Genomic DNA, 16,978 nt, shown 5'->3' with positions numbered 1-16,978 from the left:
CTCTCCTTCAGCCGACCCGGCGTGAAGTACCCGACCAGCTCAGGGTGACCGTGAAATTCGCCTCGGTCCCTGTTGTCGCGATGACGACATCGGCACCCGCGGTGAGAGAGATGCCGAACTCCAGGCCGATGTCGTCCGGCGGGTTGTCCATCTGAGTGAAACGGGACACGAAGCTCTCCGCCACGGGCCGCACCGCGTCCAGCATCTGGTCGAGTGTGCGCGACGCCTGGACCGCGGCCCGTGCCCCGCGTCCGACCCGGGTCACCGCTTCCTCCGTCTCCCTGATCCGCACCAGGATCGGCTCCTCGCCCGGCCGCCCCGTCGGGACCTGCACCGTCACCTCGGCCATCGCTCGCGCACCCCTGTCCCCGCCGTCCGCTCGTACGACATGAGCTGACAGCACAAGAAGCAGGGAGTCAAGGCACGAAGCGGCAACTACGTCTGACATGTGGCCAGTTGGCGAAGAGTGGTAGCTGGGACCGGTCTCGGAGGCGGGCATCACGGAGGCTTCGGCGTCCGCGCGATCTCCTGATGGGGCGAGTGCTGCGCCCTTCCTTCACGTCCTCACGAGAGGGGGGCGCGGCCGACGAGTTCTTCCAGGACGTCTTCCATGGTCACGAACCCGAGGACGGTGCCCTCGTCGCCGGTGACGGCCGCCAGATGCGTGCCTGCGGCTCGCATCGCCGTCATGGTGTCGTCGAGCGGCGTGTCGATCTCGACCCGGACGATCGGGTGGAAGGAGCTGCGTGGGAAGGGCCGCGAGCGCTCGGTTAGGCCGAGGGCATCCTTGATGTGCAGATAGCCGAGTACTTCGTCGTCGGGGCCGGTCACAGGGAAGCGGGAGTAGCCGCTGGCGGCGGCAGTGCGCTCCAGCTGCCTGGGGGTGACCTGGTGATCCACGGTGACGGCGCTCTTCAGGGGCACCAGTACCTCCCCTACCGGGCGGGTGCCCAGCTCCAGTGCGTCCTGGAGGCGCTCGCCGTCTGCGGGCGTCAGGAGTCCGGCCTCGCTGGAGTCCTTGACGAGGCGGACGAGTTCGTCGTCGGTGAAGACGGAGGTGACCTCACCCTTGGGCTCCACCTTCAGCAGACGAAGGATGCCGTTGGCGAACGCGTTGATGCCGAAGATGACCGGCCGCAGCGCGCGTGTGAGGGCCACGAGCGGAGGGCCCAGCAGCAGGGCTGTCGGAGCCGGGGCTGCGAGGGCGATGTTCTTGGGGATCATCTCGCCGATCAGCATGTGCAGGTACGTCGCCGCCGTGAGCGCGATCACGAAGGCGATGGGGTGGATGAGTGCCTCGGGTACACCGGCCGCTTCGAACGGCGGCTCCAGCAGGTGGGCGATGGCCGGCTCAGCGACCGCGCCGAGGACCAGCGAGGAGATGGTGATGCCGAGCTGCGCTGTGGCCATGACGGCGGAGAGGTGCTGGAGGCCCCACAGGGTGGATCCGGCACGCGGGTTGCCCTTGAGGGCGGCGGGCTCGATCTGGCTGCGCCGTACGGAGATCAGGGCGAATTCGGCTCCGACGAAGAACGCGTTGGTCAGGAGCGTCAGCGCGCCGATCAACAACTGGATCGCGGTCATCGGGCTTCCTCCGTGCTCTGCGGGGCGGGGCCGGTGATGCGGACGCGGTCGGCGCGGTGGTGTTCGACATGGAGCACGTCGAACCGCCACCCGTCGGCCTCGACATGGTCCGTGGGCAGCGGGAGGCGCTCCAGCCGGGTCGCGATCAGCCCGGCCAGGGTCTCGTAGGGGCCCTCGGGGACGCCGAGACCGATCTCTTCGAGCTGGTCGACGCGGACGCTGCCGTCGGCCTCCCACACAGGACGGCCGTCGGGGGACGGATCCAGGCGAATCAGATCAGGCTGCTCGAGTGGGTCGTGCTCGTCGCGTACTTCACCGACGACTTCCTCGACGATGTCTTCCACCGTGGCGACACCCGCGGTACCTCCGTACTCGTCGATCACCACGGCCATGGTCCGGCTCACTCGAAGACGCCGCAGAAGACGGTCCACGGGCAGGGAGGCGGGCACCAGCAGTGGCTCCGTCGCCAGATCCGTCACTGACGTGTGGTCCCGCTCGACCTCGTCGAGGGCGAGCACGTCGCGGATGTGGACAGTGCCGAGGACCTCGTCCAGGCTGGCGCGGTAGACGGGGAACCTGGACAGGCCGGTGGCCAGGGAGAGGTTCGCGGCGTCCGTCGCGGTGGAGTGGACTTCCAGAGCCTGGACGTCCACGCGGGGGGTCATGACGTTCTCGGCGATCAGTTCACCCAGGTGCAGGGTCCGTACGAACAGTTCGACGGAGTCCTGCTCCATCGTGCCTTCCCGTGCGGAATGCTGGGCGAGGGCGACCAGCTCTTCCGGGCTGCGGGCGGAGGCCAGTTCTTCCTGGGGCTCCAGGCCGAAGCGCCGTACCGCACGGTTCGCGGTGTTGTTCAGATGCCGGATCAGAGGAGCGAAGACGGCGGTGAAGCCCCGCTGCGGGCCCGCTACGACCTTTGCCACGGCGAGCGGGCTGGAGATCGCCCAGTTCTTCGGGACCAGTTCCCCGATGACCATCAGGACGACGGTCGCCAGGGTGACGCCGAGCAGCGTCGCGACGGTGGAGACCGCCCCGTCCGGCAGGTCGGCGGCTTCGAGCGGTCCGCGCAGGAGGGCGGCGAGCGATGGTTCGGCGAGCATGCCGATGATCAGCGAGGTGACCGTGATACCCAGCTGCGCGCCGGACAACTGGAAGGTCAGCCGTTTGGCCGCCTTCAGGGCTCCGGCGGCGCCGCGCTCACCGGCTTCCGCCGCCTGTTCCAGCTCGCCGCGCTCGATGGTGGTCAGAGAGAACTCAGCCGCGACGAACACCGCACAGGCCAGCGTGAGGGCGAGGGCCAGGAGAAGCAGGAGTACTTCGGTCACCGTGCCCGCCTCGGCTCCTGGCTCGAAATCGGCAGGTGGGCAGGGGCATGGCTGCTACTGGGAGGTTCACCCATTGCGGTTCTGTCGCTCCTTCTCGGCTCGATGGATCGGGGGCCCGGTACGGCTGCAGGGAGATCAACTCGTCCGACCCCAATAGTAAAGGATTCGCAAAGTCGCCTTGTCGGGCGACCTGGCGACCCCTTGTGGGACTTCTTCTGGCCAATCCCGGCCAGGACCCCGGGAGTGCGGTCGGCGCGGGCTGTTCCGCCTCTATGCTCTACATGCCTGTAGAGCATACGAGGAGGGACCCGGAAGGGTTCCACCTCATACGGAAAATGAAGGAGTTGCACCGCGATGGTGTTCAAACGGCTGCTCGGGTCGCTCGGCGTCGGGGGCCCCTCGGTGGATACGGTCCTGGACCCGGGCCCGGCCCTGCCGGGCGGCAGTCTCGGAGGGCACGTCCTCCTGTCGGGCGGAAACGCAGGCTTCGACATCGAGCAGATCGCTCTGGAGCTGGTCGCGAGAGTGGAGGCGGAGCACCAGGACGGGGAGAGCGAGGGAGTCCTCGTCTTCGACCGGTTCACTCTCGGCGGCGGCTTCCGTCTTGCCGAGGACGAGCAGCGCAGCCTCCCCTTCTCCGTGACGTTGCCGTGGGAGACCCCGGCGACCGAGCTGCACGGCCAGCCTCTGGGTATCGTGCTGGGGCTGCGTACCGAGCTCCAGGTCACCGGAGCCAGGGACACGGGCGCCCTCGACCAGCTCACCGTACGGCCCCTGGCGGCCCAGGAGGCGATTCTGGAAGCCTTGGGGCAACTCGGCTTCGGCTTCAGGACGGCGGATCTGGAGTTCGGCCGCATCGGTGGAACCGCCCAGCAGTTGCCGTTCTACCAGGAGATCGAGCTCACGCCTCCCGCGCGATACGCGCACACCCTGAATGAGGTCGAGGTGACCTTCCTTGCCCATCCCGGGGGGATGGAGGTCGTTCTGGAGGCGGACAAACGCGGTGGCCTCCTCTCGGCCGGCCACGACGCGGTCACCCGCTTCACGGTCAGCCACCACGGCGTCGAGCACCACGACTGGAACACCGAGGTCGACGGCTGGATCCGCCGGCTCGTCGAGGACCGGTCCTCCCGCACGGCCCACGGTGCGCCCGGCCATGACGAACCGTACGGCGGCTACGCGCACGAGGAGGGCGATCACGGCCGGCACCACCAGGGCGATGACCACCACCGGTCCGGGCCTGGGGTGGGCACCGCCGTCGCCGCCGGAGCTGCAGGCCTGGCCGTCGGGGTCGTCGGCGGGATGGTGGCGGCCGAAGTCGTCGACGAGGTCGGTGACTTCTTCGAGGGAGACGAGGAGAGCGAAGAGGGCTGAGCCTCCCGGGTGATTCCCGGACCGCTGCGGGAACCACGGTGTCCGGGCCGTTCCGTACGGTCCGGACACCCCTTGCCTGGCCGTTGTCGCCCGGGGTCCTGACGGCGCTTCCGAAAGCAGCAGGGTCGCCCGGCTCGTCGCGGACCACGAGGTACCGCGACCGCGAGCGCCTGGCTTCATCTGTCGACGCTCCGGGCGGTGTCCCTGCTGGAAGGCAGCCCGGAACTTCTCGTCGATCCTGGCGTCCCCGGAACTCTTTCGCGGACGGGCTGAACGCGGTCAGCCGGTCTCCCGGGTGCGTGTCTGCCGGAGGTCGTCCTGGGCGACTGCCTTCTCCCACAGTCGGGTTACGCCCTCCGGCCCTATGTCGTCGAGCGGTACGAGGAAGTTCTCGGAGAGCGTTGCGGCGAACTCGTCCACGTCCCTGATGACCCATGAACTCCTGCCGTCGGCGCTGTACTGCCGCACCGTACGCGACAGCAGCAGCGACGTGGACCCGGCGACGGGCCGTGCGACGATCAGCGTGGTGACGTACGGCGATCCCGCAGCCGTGGAGAGCTCGTGCGAGCGGGCGGTGAAATCGGCAGGCTCGCGTGGCTGGAGGCGGAAGTCGTAGGAGGCGATCGTCGCGCCCGGGTGGTGATGGAAGCGCCAGGTGTCCGAGGCCAGTCGCTCCAGCCGGTAGGTGAACGCCCCTTGCCTGTAGGCGCCTTCGCGCAGCGGAAGCGGTTCTGTGAACCCGTCGCCGATACCGGCATCAGCAACCCATCGACTGCCGTCGAGGTCGATGACGAGCGCATTGTGGTTGCCCCACATCGCATCCCCATGAGCCTGGCGCATGACGCCGCTCTCCACCATCGACACCTCGAACCCGGCCAGGCGCAGCAACACGGCGAGGCCCGCGTTCTGTTCGTAGCAATAGCCGCCGCGCCGCCGCCGTACGAGCTTGTCGGTCAATGCGTCGGGATCGAGGCTGATCGGCCGGCCGAGCTGGATGTCGATGTTCTCGTACGGCACCATGCGCCGCCAGGACCGGTGCAAGGCGAAGAGTGTCTCTCGGTCGGGCGCCACGCGGCCTCGGTGCCCGATCCGGTGCAGCATCGCGTGAAGAGTCATCCCCGGACCCCTATCTGATAGACGAGCCGCCACTTAGATACACTATATGGAGGATGCTCGCTCACATATAGTGCTGTCGTGACACCTTCGACTTCCGGGCGCGAACTGCGAGCCGATGCCCGGCTCAACCGTGAACAGATCATCGAGGCGGCCCGGGTGCTGTTCGCCGAAAGAGGGCCTGACGTGCCGGCGGAAGAGGTGGCCCGCCGCGCCTGCGTCGGGACCGGCACCCTCTACCGCCGCTTCCCGGACCGGCAGGCTCTGATCAGCGCGGTGGCGTCGGACGGCCTTCACCGCGTGGTTGCCGTCGCTCGCACGGCAGAGGACGAAGAGCCCGATGCCTGGCGAGCGCTGACGCGGTTCGTGCATCAGGCAGGCGCCGAACTGCGGTTGGCGACCTGGTTGTCGGTCTGGTTCGCCAGCGCCTGGGCCGACCTCCAGCAGGACCCCGAGAACCGCCGGCTACGCAAGACCCTGCTGAAGATCATCGACCGACTCGTCCGGCGCGCCCAGGTGGACGGCGACATGCGTCCGGACGTGGACACCGGGGACCTCGCGTTGTTGATCGCCCTGCTGCTGCGGCCGATCCCCGGCCTGAGCGCCGAACTCACCCAGCGCAGCGCGGATCGCTCTCTGGTTCTCATGCTCGACAGTCTGCGACCCCGCGGCGATGCCCAGCAGTTGCCCGGCCAGGGGATCAGCACCGCCGATATCGATCCCGGCAACTACCAGACGCTCGCGTCCGAGGCGATCGCAGGCGGCGACGCGCCCGGGGACGGTCAGCCGCTGCGCAGCCAGGCTTCCGGCAATCCATCGGGTCAAGGATCAGGCGCTACGAAGTCCTGACGGTCCGGCTCCCGCCCCTGGGGGTCCTGCCGCCCAGCCCCGGGATCAGCACCACCGCCACCGCCAGGTGCATCAGAGCGAGGAAGACCCGGGTACCGCCGTCCATGCCGTCGCCGGTAAACGGCAGGAAGGACATGGCCAGTACGACACCGGCGGCCCCGGTCCAGAGGGCACGGGCGCGCCGCACTCCGAACCGCTCCAGAGCGGCCAGCAGTGCCCAGCCGGAGAGCGACGCGAGCAGTGCGGCGATCACCACGGGCACGGCGCCGATGTCCAGCGTCTGTTCGCCGTCGGTGATCCGCAGCCGGTGCCCCAGCACCGGGTCCGCGACCAGCCACACCAGGACGGGGGCCAGGACTGCCAGGGCCGTGACCCACAGGCGTCCTCTCCGCACGCTCACTTGGTGTCCCCCGAGAGTGCCCCGTGCAGGAAGACCTCCACCAGCTCCTGCGACGTGAGGTCGGGTTCGTCGTCCGTACGCGGCTGGGTGAAGAGCAGCCCGAAGAAGAGGGCCGCGATCTGCTCCGGCGGCCGGCGCAAGGCGGCCTTGTCGGGTTCCAGCAGGTCCGCGAGGGCCGCGCGGATACGGGTCGTCGACTCGTCACGGCCCGCGCCGCGTACCGTGCCGCGGTGCTTGCCGCCCCGATGCCCGAGCGAGCCGAGGATCGCGCCCATCCTGGACATGTGCGCCTGCAGCGCCTCGGCCGCCTCCGCGAGCCTGGCGGACAGCGGCTGGGATACGTCGATCGCGTCGAGCTCCCGGACCGCGTGCTCGGGGGAGAGCGCCTCGGCCACGCAAGCCTGCAGCAGTTCGTCCTTGTCGGCGAAGACCCGGAAGATCGTGCCCTCGCCGATGCCCGCGGCGCGGGCGACCTTCGCGGTTGTCACCGCGGCGCCGTACTCGGAGATCAGCGGGATCGCGGTCTGAATGATCATCTCGCGGCGCCGCTCCGGCGACATGGCGGGGGCGCGACGACGGGTGTTCTGGTTCTCCCCAGGTGCTCTCATGACCGCGAGTATACGGAGTGAGGGCTCACTCCGTCGATGAGTGAGCCCTCACTCCGCCTGTCCAGCCCCGCTCGCTGCTGGTCGGTGAGAGGCCCGCCAGGATCCTCGACCACGGCTGGCCTACTCGGCGTCCGCCTTCGCGTTGACGTTCTTCTCAAGGTTTTCGTTCATCTCGGAGTACGCCATCGACGCGTTGCTGTTGGTCGTGTCGTGAAGACGCATCAGGTACGTGTACATCACGGCCACGCACTTGTCGCGACTCCGGAATTCCGCGTTGTCGGTGAGCTCCAGGCGCTGGGAGATTTCCTTGATCTTCCCATCGGACGTGGTGTACAGCGGATGCCAGATGAGTTCGACGGCGGGATTGAGCTGCTGGATCAGGCGCAGTTGCGGGATCTCCTGCGCGATCAGGACGCTGTCGGGATTGTAGGCCCTCAGGAATACGTGTACGGGGCCTGTCGCGCGCTCCACGAATGCTGTGGAAAGGACGTTCCACAGCGGGGCCTGGAGCTTCCAGTTGGCGTGCAGCTCCAGCTGGTCCATGATCTTCCCGAGCCGGGAGAACTCCAGTGACGTGTGCCCCTTCCCGTGGGCGTAGATACTGACATCGAAGCCGCCCGACCACAGCGCCAAGGTGGGAGTGGTGATCTTCAGAGCATCGCCCACGAGGTTGACGAGCTCCCGGTACCAGGTGTTCGAGGACCGGATCTTGCGCCGCTCCGCGGAGTCGATCGACGCGTCGGCGGACTTCTGGTTCAGGTCCTCCTGTTCGGAGACCCCGCCCAGCAGCAGTTGCCAGGCGCTCTCGGTCACGTCTGCCGGGAACCCGCCCTGCTGCATCATCTTCTGGAATACGGACCACTCGGGATGGTCCTGCGCCTTGGCCGCGAAGTGATCCGTGGGCGCGTTGGCCGACGGCTTGCGGCGCTGCACCGTGTGCCCGTGCCCGGCGTTGTCGCCCACCGCCCGCTGGGCCGTGCGCTCGATCGCCGGCGCGGTCCCGGACATGACGCGCCGGGCGTTCTCCTCCGCGGCGACCTCGTACCGGTCGGAAGGGTCGGAGACCTTCAGCCCGTTGCCGTTGTCCGTACCCGGGACGGGGCCCTGCCGCTGCTGGACGACATGCGTGAGTTCGTGGGCGAGCGTATGGCTGTCGCCGCCGCCCTCGCCGATGACGATGTGGCTGCCGGAGGTGTAGGCGCGGGCGCCGATCTCCTGCGCCGACCTCTTCGCGGCCGCGTTGTCATGAATGCGTACGCCGCTGAAGTCGACGCCGCCGAACCGCGTCTCCATGTCCTGCAACTGCGGCCCGGGGAGGGGGCGGCCGGGCAGGCCCAATACGTCATGCGCGGCCAGCCGGCGCTGTACCGGAGCCTCTTCCTCCGGTAACGCCCCACCATGACCGCAGGATGCCCCATGAGCGTGCCGCTGCACCTGGAGCATGTGGGAGACCGCGGCATTGCCCACGGAACGCTGCAGTGCCATGACGGCCTCCGGCGACTGCCCGCCCGGCACCTGCCCGGCGAAGGCGGCCGCCGCCCCGGGGCCGCCAGGACCCGGCGCCATGACGGGCATACGCGACTCGCTTCCCTGCCGCTGCGCAGCGTTCACATCCTGCTTCCGCTCGTGCACCCACTCACTCCTTCGCTGGTTCGCGCCGCGTTCCGGCCCCCTGTCTAGGCGACACCGGTGGCGGGGGACAAGAGCTGGAAGGGCATACAGCGCGTTCTTGCGGGTACGCCCCATCACCCCGCTGGGCAATCCACGCCCCGGCCCCTGAGGCATGGCCTGGACGAGTGGGACCAGCCGGCACGCTGCGTCTTCTGCGCGAACCGGACGCCTCGGAGCCCACGAGGGCGACGGAGTCGAGGTGGAGTGAGCGTCAGGCAGCAAGGAGGTTGATCAGTGGGCATGTCCGGCCGTGATGCCCGCGGTGATGAGGTCGATGCCGGCAAGGAACTGTGCGCGATCGTCGTGGTCGAGTCCGTGGTCCGCGACCGCCCGGGTGAAGGGGTATTCCTGCGGGCTGAGCTGTTGCCATAGGGCCGTTACGGCGTCCATGTGGGCATCGCGGTCGGTTTCCGGGCCAAGGCTGGATGCGCGGGCAAGATTCGCGGCGTTCTGGCCGGCGGCGCCGAGGATGTAATGCATCAGGGCGGTGGTCGCGGTGAACCAGGTGCTCGCCGGCACACCCAGCGCGTACACCTGTTGACCGATGGCCTCGAAGATACGGGTCGTCACCGGACCGGTGGGGTTGTGGGAGATCTGGGCGGTGAGCTGAGCGGCCAGCCAGGGGTGCTCCTCGATCGCACGGAAGAGGCCTAGGGCGACGTCGTGGATCCGGCCCGGCGGCCCGGTCCCCGCCTCTTGGCTCAGCACATCGGCGAGGTTGTGGTCCGTGGCCGCGACGAGCAGTTCGCTCTTGCTCGCCACATGCCAGTAGATCGCGCCGGGACCGGTGGCCAGGTGCTCGCTCAGCGCCCGGAAGGTCAATCCGCTCTCGCCCGCCGTGTCCAGCAGGCCGATGGCGGCCTCGATGATCTGCTCGCGGCTCAGAGGGCTGGGGCGCCGCTCGGGCCTCTGACGTGTGCGTGGTGTCACGTCTCCATTTTGACATGCCTGGAATGCTGTTCCACACTCGTCATGGAACAGAATTCCATGAGGTCGGTCGGCGCCGGACGCCCGCCGGTGAAAGCAAGAGGAGAAGACGATGGCACTGCAGGACCAGCCCGCCTACCTCATCAAGATGCGCGCGAAGCCCGGCCTCGGCGACAAACTGTTCGCGCTGGCCACCGAGGGCATGGAGAAGTCAGGGTCTTCCGACCGGTTCATCATCGTCCGTGAGGACCATGACCCCGACGTGCTGTGGAACATGGAAGTGTTCCGCAGCCGTGAGGCGAAGGACACCTACGAGAACAGCCCCCTCGCCGATGAACTGCGCGATGAGATCATCGGCCTTCTCGCCGAGCCGCCCGTGCGGATCGGAGTCCACCCCTACTCCGCCCTGCCCGCCGGCCCGGCCTGAGAAGGGCGGGGGCCTGGCATCCCGGAAGGGGGCCGCGCCGGTCCCTCCGGACACATCCGCCGCCTGTCGTCGAACGGACCTACGCGACCTGCTGATGGGCCGGTGACGCCGGAGTGGCAAGCGCGACTGCTCGTTGTCCAGGCCCTGTCCGTTCGCGCCAAGGAACCCGACTGTCATGAACGAGCCACCCAACTGGACACCCGAGCCGGGGGGCCTGGAGCCGCCTCGCTCCCGGCGCCCACACACGGTGAACGTTCCGAAGCTCGGCCTTGCTGCTCCATACGCTCGTGTAACCAGGCTGCGGCCCGTTCACCTCGTCGGCCTTATGCCGCCTCGCGGCGGCACCGTGCGTATGCCTGCTCGCGTTAGCGGCAGGCGTCCGAGCACGCCGTGCATGCCTGCGCGCAGGTGGTGCACTCCTTGGATGCGGTGCCTCCTGGGGCGCCTGGGGGGCGCGATCCGGGTTCGGCTACCTGTGGAGCCTCGGCACCCGTCCAGCTGTCTCCCTTCCGTGCGTATGTGCCCGCTCGCTGTGAGGGGTGGGCCGGTGTTGTGTGGCGGTGTCAGTGGTAGGTGTGGATCACGGCGTGGCCTTTGCCGCGGCCGATCATCCATTTGTTGACCGGCGTCGTGATCAAGAAGGCGACAGCGAAGCCGCCCAGGAGGGCCGTCCAGAAGGGCGTGTCCGACAGGTGGGCGTCCATCGCCCCGGGGACCAGGGCGATGATGCCGTTGTCGACGAGTTCCATCACCGCGATCGAGACGGTGTCCGCGGCCAGGGAGACTTTGACCGCACTCTTCCAGCCCAGGCCGGCCCGCCGTACGGCGAAGAGGGTGAAGGAGTAGCCGAAGACGAACGCCAGGGCGATCGCCAGAATCATCGTCTGGACGTTGCCCCATATCAGGGTGGTACCGATGACCATGCCGAGGATCTCGCCGATGGCGCAGCCGGTCAGGCAGTGCAGCGTCGCCTTTGCCGCCGTCCCCCACGACGCGCTCTCGCGCCCGTGGCCCCCGTTTGCCTGGTGCGCGGCGTGGTCGTGAGCGGTGCCGGTGTGGTGTGTGTTGTGGTCCATGACCGTCAACCCCGTTACCGTCCGTCCGCTGTGACCCGCACCCCGCGGAACCATTGTATACCCTAGGGGGGTATATGTGTGAGCTCCGGACGGAGGGAGAGGGCGCGACGGGCCCATGGCCTGTGCCCACTCCCTCTCCGGGCGGGTCAGCTCTTGCCGAGCAGGCTGTTCATCGTGCCGATCTCGGTGGTCTGCGAGGTGACGATGGCATCCGCCATCGCCGTGGCCCCCGGGAAGGCGCCATCGGCCTTCTGCGTCTTCGCCATCGCCACCGCGCCTTCATGGTGCTTGATCATCATCTTCATGAAGGCGGTGTCGAACGCCTTGCCGGACATCTGCTTCAGGCTGTCCATCTCCTCGGCGGTCATCATGCCGCCGTCGGCGTCGTGCATCGAGTGGCCCATGGCGCCCGCGGCGGGAACCTGCTCACCCCAGGAGGTCAGCCAGCCCGACAGGGTCTTGATCTCCGGGTCCTGCGCCTTCTTGATCTCCTCGGCGAGCTTCTCGACCTCGGCGGACCCGGCCCTGTCGGACGCGAGGCCGGCCATCTCCACGGCCTGGCGGTGGTGGGGGATCATCCCCTGGGCGAACGCCACATCGGCGGCATTGTGGCGGCCCTGGGAGGCCGAGGGGGCCGGAGCGGACGAGGAGGCCGAGCCGTGAACGCCGTGTCCGCCGGACGTGCCGTGGTTCGATCCGCACGCGGTGAGCGCGAGAAGAGCGGCGCCTGTGGTGACGGCGAGGGCGGTTCGGCGGATGAGGTTCTTCTCCATGGTGGTGTGACTCCTTGATGCGCCGCCCTGAGCGGGGGGCGCCGATACGGAATGAGGACATGCCGGTGCGCGGCACCTCCTTGCCGGCCGAGCCAGGCGAGGAGCTGCCGTGTGGGCGGTCCTAGATCCGGAGGAGCTGCAGTTCGGCGAGGTCGGGCGGTGCCCGGCCGCTCTCGGGCGTGCCCGCCGTGCTGCCGGGCACCGCCACGGGCGAGGGCCCTGCGTCGAGTCCTGCGACTGGGGCGGGAGGTGCGTACGGTGCACCGATGCCGGTCGCCGCGCACGTGGCGTCCGCGTGATGATGCGTTCCGCCGTCGCTGTGCGAGCAGCCCTCGACCACCTGGTGGTCGGCCTTCTCGTGTGTCGGCGCCATGGCGTGGTGGCCGGCGGCCGCCGACGCGTTCGCGGGGACAGACCCCGGCCCGAGGCCGTGCATCGCCAGCAGGCCGGCAAGCACCGCCAGTACGAGCAGCAGGAAGCCGCGCCCGGCGGGGCGGCGACTCGACGGCTGCATCGTGCTGGCCATGCGGACAGCCTACGATCCTGCGGGCGCCACCGCGCGCCCCGTTCGCCGTGTGTGGTGGCCGGAGGGGGCAGCGGTGCCGGACTGGTCCGAGGCTGGCTCCGTGACGGGTTGTGCTCTGCCTTGGTTCAGTTCCTGTGGCGGTGTATCCGACGGGGCGGGTCCGGTGGCGAGAGTATCGGCGTGGCGCTTGTGCCGCTCACTCCGGGATGACTTCGGCGATGAGGCTTTCGACGAGGCTCTTGATCTCGTCGCGGATGGGACGGACGGCTTCGATGCCCTGGTGGGCGGGGTCGTCCAGTTGCCAGTCGAGGTAGCGCTTACCGGGGAAGACGGGGCAGGTGTCGCCACAGCCCATGGTGATGCAGATGTCGGACTCGCGTACGGCGTCGATGGTGAGGGTCTTCGGAGTCCCGGCGGTGATGTCGATGCCGACCTCGGCCATGGCTTCGACGGCGACCGGGTTGACGGCGGCACCGGGGTCGGTTCCGGCGGAGCGGACCTCGACGCGGTCGCCGGCAAGGTGGGCGAGCCAGGCGGCGGCCATCTGGGAGCGGCCGGCGTTGTGGACGCAGACGAACAGGACGGACGGCTTGCCGGAAGACTCGGCCATGATGATCGTTCTCTCTCGTCGCACGGCGGAACTCCACCGCCAATGACTACAGCCCCCGCTGATATCAGCGAGCGATGATGTGAGAGTATCAGCGCATGCTGACTTCAGTCGATCCTGATCTGATCCGGGTGCTGGGCGATCCGCTTCGCCTCCGGATCGTGACCCTGCTGGCGCGCGAGACGCTCTGCACGACGCACCTGGTGGAGGAGACCGGCGCGAAGCAGACCAACCTGTCCAACCACATGAAGGTCCTGCGCGAGGCAGGCGTGGTGGACACCGAGCCCTGCGGCCGCTTCACCTACTACAAGCTCAGGCCCGAGGTCCTCGCTGGGCTCTCGGAGCAGTTGGCCGCGCTGGCCGAGTCCGCCCGTACCGCTTCCGGGAACAAGAGGGCCTGCCCGTGACCCCCACCGAGCCCGCCATCTCTCCCGCTCCGGCCGGTGGTGGGGACGACTCGATCGTCAGGAAGCTTTCCACCCTGGACCGCTACCTCGCGGTGTGGATCCTGCTCGCCATGGCCGTCGGCCTCGGCCTGGGCCGTCTGGTCCCAGGGATGAACGACGCGTTGGCGAGGATCGAGATCGGCGGGATCTCCCTGCCGATCGCGCTCGGCCTGCTGGTCATGATGTACCCGGTACTGGCCAAGGTCCGTTACGACCGGCTCGACCGCGTGACCAGCGACCGCAAGCTGCTCATCTCCTCGCTGGTCATCAACTGGGTCGTCGGCCCTGCGGTGATGTTCGCCCTGGCGTGGGTCTTCCTGCCCGACCTGCCCGAGTACCGCACCGGCCTGATCATCGTGGGCCTTGCCCGCTGCATCGCCATGGTCATCATCTGGAACGACCTCGCCTGCGGCGACCGTGAAGCCGCGGCCGTCCTCGTCGCCCTGAACTCGGTCTTCCAGGTCTTCGCGTTCGGCCTGCTGGGCTGGTTCTACCTCGACCTGCTGCCCCGCTGGATGAACCTCGGCGACGGCCAGGGCCTGGACGTGTCCGTCTGGCACATCGCGCTGAACGTCGTCATCTTCCTCGGCATCCCCCTGCTCGCGGGGTTCCTCACCCGCCGCATCGGCGAGCAGAAGATGGGCCGCGGTGATTACGAGACGAAGTTCCTGCCGAGGGTCGGGCCTTGGGCGCTGTACGGCCTGCTGTTCACGATCGTCGTCCTGTTCGCGCTGCAGGGGAGGACGATTACCTCGCAGCCGCTGGACGTCGTGCGGATCGCGCTGCCACTGCTGGTCTACTTCGCGGTCATGTTCTTCGGCACGTTCCTTCTCGGCAGGGGGCTCGGCCTTGCGTACGACCGCACCACGACCCTGGCGTTCACTGCGGCGGGCAACAACTTCGAGCTGGCCATCGCGGTCGCCATCGCTACATTCGGCGTCACCTCGGGCCAGGCCCTGTCCGGTGTGGTCGGGCCGCTCATCGAGGTGCCCGTTCTGATCGGCCTGGTCTACGTCGCGCTCGCCTGGCGAAGGAAGTTCGCCGCCGGCGAGGTGACCACGGCCCGGTGACACGGCGGAGGGATGTGGCGGTCGGCGGCGGCATCCGAAACGTCCGTCGTCGCCCACGTGAGCACACCATGCACGGGGGCTCCGTCCGTCGCACCGCCGCAGCCGCCGACGGTGCGGCAGGTAACCGACTGGGTCACCTGACATCCCACGAACCTGACCGAGGCGGACCGGGCCGGTCCGAAGGAGGACCTGGCCCGCTGTCCCCGGACTGGACGCATCTGCCGGACACGTCCGCGTTTTCGTCGAGGTCCTCACCGACCGCCTCGACTCCACACTCGAACTGCGCTGTGCCCTCGACGCCGTACCGCCGGGCTCACTCAGGGGCAGCCACAACTGAGGCTGTGACTGGCATGCCTTTCGTCAGCCTGCTCATCCCTGCGGTGAGCGATTGCTCTGGTGGCTGGCGTGGCAGTCCTGGGGGATGCAGACCGTGTGGTCCAGTTGCAGGTCGTCGTGGTGTGGGCAGGTGATTGCGCTCTGTGCCGATCAGTGTGCCTGGCAGGCGCCGGGCGGGGGAGGGCGGCGTGAGGCTGTCGGACGAGCGCGGTCGCGCCCCGCGGCGAGGGCGAATCGGTCCGTGTTGTTGATGCTCGTCGGTGCGGGTGTTGGGCTGGGCCGCGTAAGCCGTCGACGGGTGCGGAACAAGCAAGGAGCCTTAGGGCTTGCCAGGAAACAAGTCGTGGCTTCCGGCTGCGGAGCTCGTTGTTCTGGTATGGGGAGACCGGAGGGGATCGAGGATGTCCTGGCTGCGAAGTTCCAGTTGTTGTTGCCGCATCTCGATGAACGTCAGCGTCGGCTGGCCATAGGGGCGGAAGCGCTGTCACTGGGGCACGGTGGGATCAGGCTGGTCGCCGCAGCGGCCCGGGGTTCGGGAGAGTACGGTCTTTCGCGGAGCGGGCGGACTGGACTCTGGCCACGTGCCGTCGGGGCGGATTGTCGACCTGGTGGTGGCCGGAAGAGGGCCGCGGACCTCAATTTGGGGGTTACGGCCGGCTCTGCTTGGGCTGGTCGAGCCCGACGAGCGGGGTGACCCGATGTCGCCGCTGCGCTGGATGACGAAGTCGACCCGGAAGCTGGCAGCGGAGCTCACCCGCCAGGGCCATCGAGTCTCCGCCGACACGGTCGCCTGCCTGCTGCGAGAAGAAGGCTTCAGCCTGCAGGCCAACGCCAAGACCATCGAAGGTGCCCAGCACCCCGACAGGGACGCCCAGTTCCGCTACCTCAACGAGCGGGCACGAGACCACAGGGACGCCGGGGACCCGGTGACCAGCGTGGACAGCAAGAAGAAGGAACTGATCGGCGACTACAAGAACGCCGGGCGCGAATGGCAGCCTGCAGGGCAGCCCGTGAGGGTGAAGACACACGACTTCCCCGGCCAGGCCGAGAAGGCCATTCCGTACGGAATCTACGACATGACGGCGAACACCGGCTGGGTCTGCATCGGCACCGATCACAACACGGCGGCGTTCGCCGTCGCCTCGATCCGCCGCTGGTGGCAGGCGGTCGGCCGGCACGACTACCCCCGCGCCCGCCGACTGCTGATCACCGCCGACGGTGGCGGCTCCAACGGCTACCGCATCCGCGGCTGGAAGACCCAGCTCGCCGACCTCGCCGCTGAGACCAGCCTTGAGGTCACGGAGTGTCACCTTCCGCCCGGCACCTCGAAGTGGAACAAGATTGAGCACCGGCTGTTCTCCCACATCACCATGAACTGGCGAGGCAGGCCCCTGACCAGCAACGAAGTCATGCTCCAGACCATCGCCGCGACCACCAGCCGCACCGGCCTCACCGTCCAGGCCGAACTCGACAGCGGCGAGTACCCCACTGGCATCCGCGTCAGCGACGACGAGATCGCCGCCCTGCCCATCACCCGCCAACGCTTCCACGGCGACTGGAACTACACCCTCCACCCCCAGCGCCCGACGAACACCGCGACCACCACCAGCACACAGGACGAGGCCCTAGCGGGCAGACCGGCCCGCCTGACGTGGCATTCGCTACAGGACCCAGAACTGACCGGGATGACCCGCCGGCAGCTCAACGAACTCATCGACGTGCTGACTCCAGCGATGGAAATTCAACGCGAGCAAGTGCTCCGCACCCGCAGAGGTCACGAACGCCTAGTGGCCCCTGGCACAGGAGCCAAACCCAAGCTCACCTCAGCTGACCGGATCCTGGCCACCGTGCTCCACCTGCGAAAAC

At 68.4% G+C, this 16,978-nt stretch carries 17 protein-coding genes and 1 pseudogene; 6 read left to right on the top strand and 12 right to left on the bottom strand.

Features of this window, described 5'->3' with window-relative positions; all coding sequences use genetic code 11:
* Positions 1-7: 7 nt before the first annotated feature.
* The 3 genes from AB0P41_RS23270 to AB0P41_RS23260 form a co-directional block, all read right to left on the bottom strand.
* A complete protein-coding gene (locus AB0P41_RS23270) occupies positions 8-349 on the bottom strand; it encodes a CU044_2847 family protein (protein WP_356710752.1) in 342 nt (113 codons plus the stop codon).
* 215 nt (positions 350-564) lie between these two features.
* A complete protein-coding gene (locus tag AB0P41_RS23265) occupies positions 565-1,584 on the bottom strand; it encodes a hemolysin family protein (protein ID WP_365933920.1) in 1,020 nt (339 codons plus the stop codon).
* Complete coding sequence (locus tag AB0P41_RS23260; protein WP_365933918.1) at positions 1,581-2,909, bottom strand: hemolysin family protein; 1,329 nt, start codon at positions 2,907-2,909, stop codon at positions 1,581-1,583. Before AB0P41_RS23260 ends, AB0P41_RS23265 begins: the two co-directional genes overlap by 4 nt.
* A gap of 354 nt (positions 2,910-3,263) precedes the next feature.
* On the opposite strand from AB0P41_RS23260, the gene AB0P41_RS23255 reads away from it, so the two are divergent.
* Complete coding sequence (locus AB0P41_RS23255) at positions 3,264-4,283, top strand: sporulation protein (RefSeq protein ID WP_365933916.1); 1,020 nt, start codon at positions 3,264-3,266, stop codon at positions 4,281-4,283.
* Positions 4,284-4,562: 279 nt separating this feature from the next.
* Here the strand turns inward: AB0P41_RS23255 and AB0P41_RS23250 are convergent, their stop codons facing one another.
* Entirely contained in the window at positions 4,563-5,354 is a 792-nt protein-coding gene (locus AB0P41_RS23250) for an arylamine N-acetyltransferase (RefSeq protein ID WP_365933914.1), read from the bottom strand.
* 123 nt (positions 5,355-5,477) lie between these two features.
* On the opposite strand from AB0P41_RS23250, the gene AB0P41_RS23245 reads away from it, so the two are divergent.
* Positions 5,478-6,245 carry a TetR/AcrR family transcriptional regulator gene (locus AB0P41_RS23245; RefSeq protein WP_365933912.1) on the top strand — a complete coding sequence of 256 codons (768 nt, stop codon included), beginning with the start codon at positions 5,478-5,480 and terminating at the stop codon, positions 6,243-6,245.
* Here the strand turns inward: AB0P41_RS23245 and AB0P41_RS23240 are convergent.
* From AB0P41_RS23240 to AB0P41_RS23225, 4 genes are all read right to left on the bottom strand, one after another.
* Positions 6,232-6,645 (bottom strand): DUF6069 family protein, encoded by a 414-nt coding sequence (locus AB0P41_RS23240; protein WP_365933910.1) that lies wholly within the window; start codon positions 6,643-6,645, stop codon positions 6,232-6,234. The genes AB0P41_RS23245 and AB0P41_RS23240 overlap by 14 nt on opposite strands.
* The gene (locus AB0P41_RS23235) at positions 6,642-7,181 is read right to left on the bottom strand and encodes a TetR/AcrR family transcriptional regulator (protein ID WP_365934212.1); all 540 of its coding nucleotides are present in this window, start codon (positions 7,179-7,181) and stop codon (positions 6,642-6,644) included. Before AB0P41_RS23235 ends, AB0P41_RS23240 begins: the two co-directional genes overlap by 4 nt.
* Before the next feature lie 192 nt (positions 7,182-7,373).
* A complete protein-coding gene (locus AB0P41_RS23230; RefSeq protein ID WP_365934210.1) occupies positions 7,374-8,738 on the bottom strand; it encodes a DUF4157 domain-containing protein in 1,365 nt (454 codons plus the stop codon).
* 417 nt (positions 8,739-9,155) lie between these two features.
* Positions 9,156-9,854 carry a TetR/AcrR family transcriptional regulator C-terminal domain-containing protein gene (locus tag AB0P41_RS23225; protein WP_365933908.1) on the bottom strand — a complete coding sequence of 233 codons (699 nt, stop codon included), beginning with the start codon at positions 9,852-9,854 and terminating at the stop codon, positions 9,156-9,158.
* Between the two features lie 109 nt (positions 9,855-9,963).
* On the opposite strand from AB0P41_RS23225, the gene AB0P41_RS23220 reads away from it, so the two are divergent.
* Positions 9,964-10,278: a hypothetical protein gene (locus AB0P41_RS23220; protein WP_365933906.1), complete on the top strand. Its 315-nt coding sequence runs from the start codon at positions 9,964-9,966 to the stop codon at positions 10,276-10,278.
* Between the two features lie 563 nt (positions 10,279-10,841).
* Here the strand turns inward: AB0P41_RS23220 and AB0P41_RS23215 are convergent.
* The 4 genes from AB0P41_RS23215 to AB0P41_RS23200 form a co-directional block, all read right to left on the bottom strand.
* Entirely contained in the window at positions 10,842-11,354 is a 513-nt protein-coding gene (locus tag AB0P41_RS23215; RefSeq protein WP_365933903.1) for a DUF4396 domain-containing protein, read from the bottom strand.
* 146 nt (positions 11,355-11,500) lie between these two features.
* On the bottom strand, positions 11,501-12,127 hold the full coding sequence (locus tag AB0P41_RS23210) for a DUF305 domain-containing protein (RefSeq protein ID WP_365933901.1): 627 nt from the start codon (positions 12,125-12,127) through the stop codon (positions 11,501-11,503).
* Positions 12,128-12,248: 121 nt separating this feature from the next.
* On the bottom strand, positions 12,249-12,653 hold the full coding sequence (locus tag AB0P41_RS23205) for a DUF6153 family protein (RefSeq protein WP_356710730.1): 405 nt from the start codon (positions 12,651-12,653) through the stop codon (positions 12,249-12,251).
* Positions 12,654-12,849: 196 nt separating this feature from the next.
* The gene (locus tag AB0P41_RS23200; RefSeq protein WP_356710728.1) at positions 12,850-13,263 is read right to left on the bottom strand and encodes an arsenate reductase ArsC; all 414 of its coding nucleotides are present in this window, start codon (positions 13,261-13,263) and stop codon (positions 12,850-12,852) included.
* Between the two features lie 95 nt (positions 13,264-13,358).
* On the opposite strand from AB0P41_RS23200, the gene AB0P41_RS23195 reads away from it, so the two are divergent.
* The 3 genes and pseudogenes from AB0P41_RS23195 to AB0P41_RS23185 form a co-directional block, all read left to right on the top strand.
* Positions 13,359-13,667, top strand: a complete 309-nt coding sequence (locus tag AB0P41_RS23195; RefSeq protein WP_356710726.1) for a metalloregulator ArsR/SmtB family transcription factor — start codon at positions 13,359-13,361, stop codon at positions 13,665-13,667.
* Complete coding sequence (gene arsB / locus AB0P41_RS23190; RefSeq protein ID WP_365933898.1) at positions 13,664-14,776, top strand: ACR3 family arsenite efflux transporter; 1,113 nt, start codon at positions 13,664-13,666, stop codon at positions 14,774-14,776. Before AB0P41_RS23195 ends, arsB begins: the two co-directional genes overlap by 4 nt.
* A 712-nt stretch (positions 14,777-15,488) precedes the next feature.
* A pseudogene (locus AB0P41_RS23185) lies at positions 15,489-16,704 on the top strand (ISAzo13 family transposase); the annotation flags it as partial.
* Positions 16,705-16,978 lie beyond the last annotated feature (274 nt).

It is taken from the genome of Streptomyces sp. NPDC079167 (assembly GCF_040686735.1).
GTDB lineage: Bacteria > Actinomycetota > Actinomycetes > Streptomycetales > Streptomycetaceae > Streptomyces.
The sequence above is the reverse complement of the archived record's forward strand: the minus strand, read 5'-3'. Positions and strand labels throughout refer to the sequence as shown.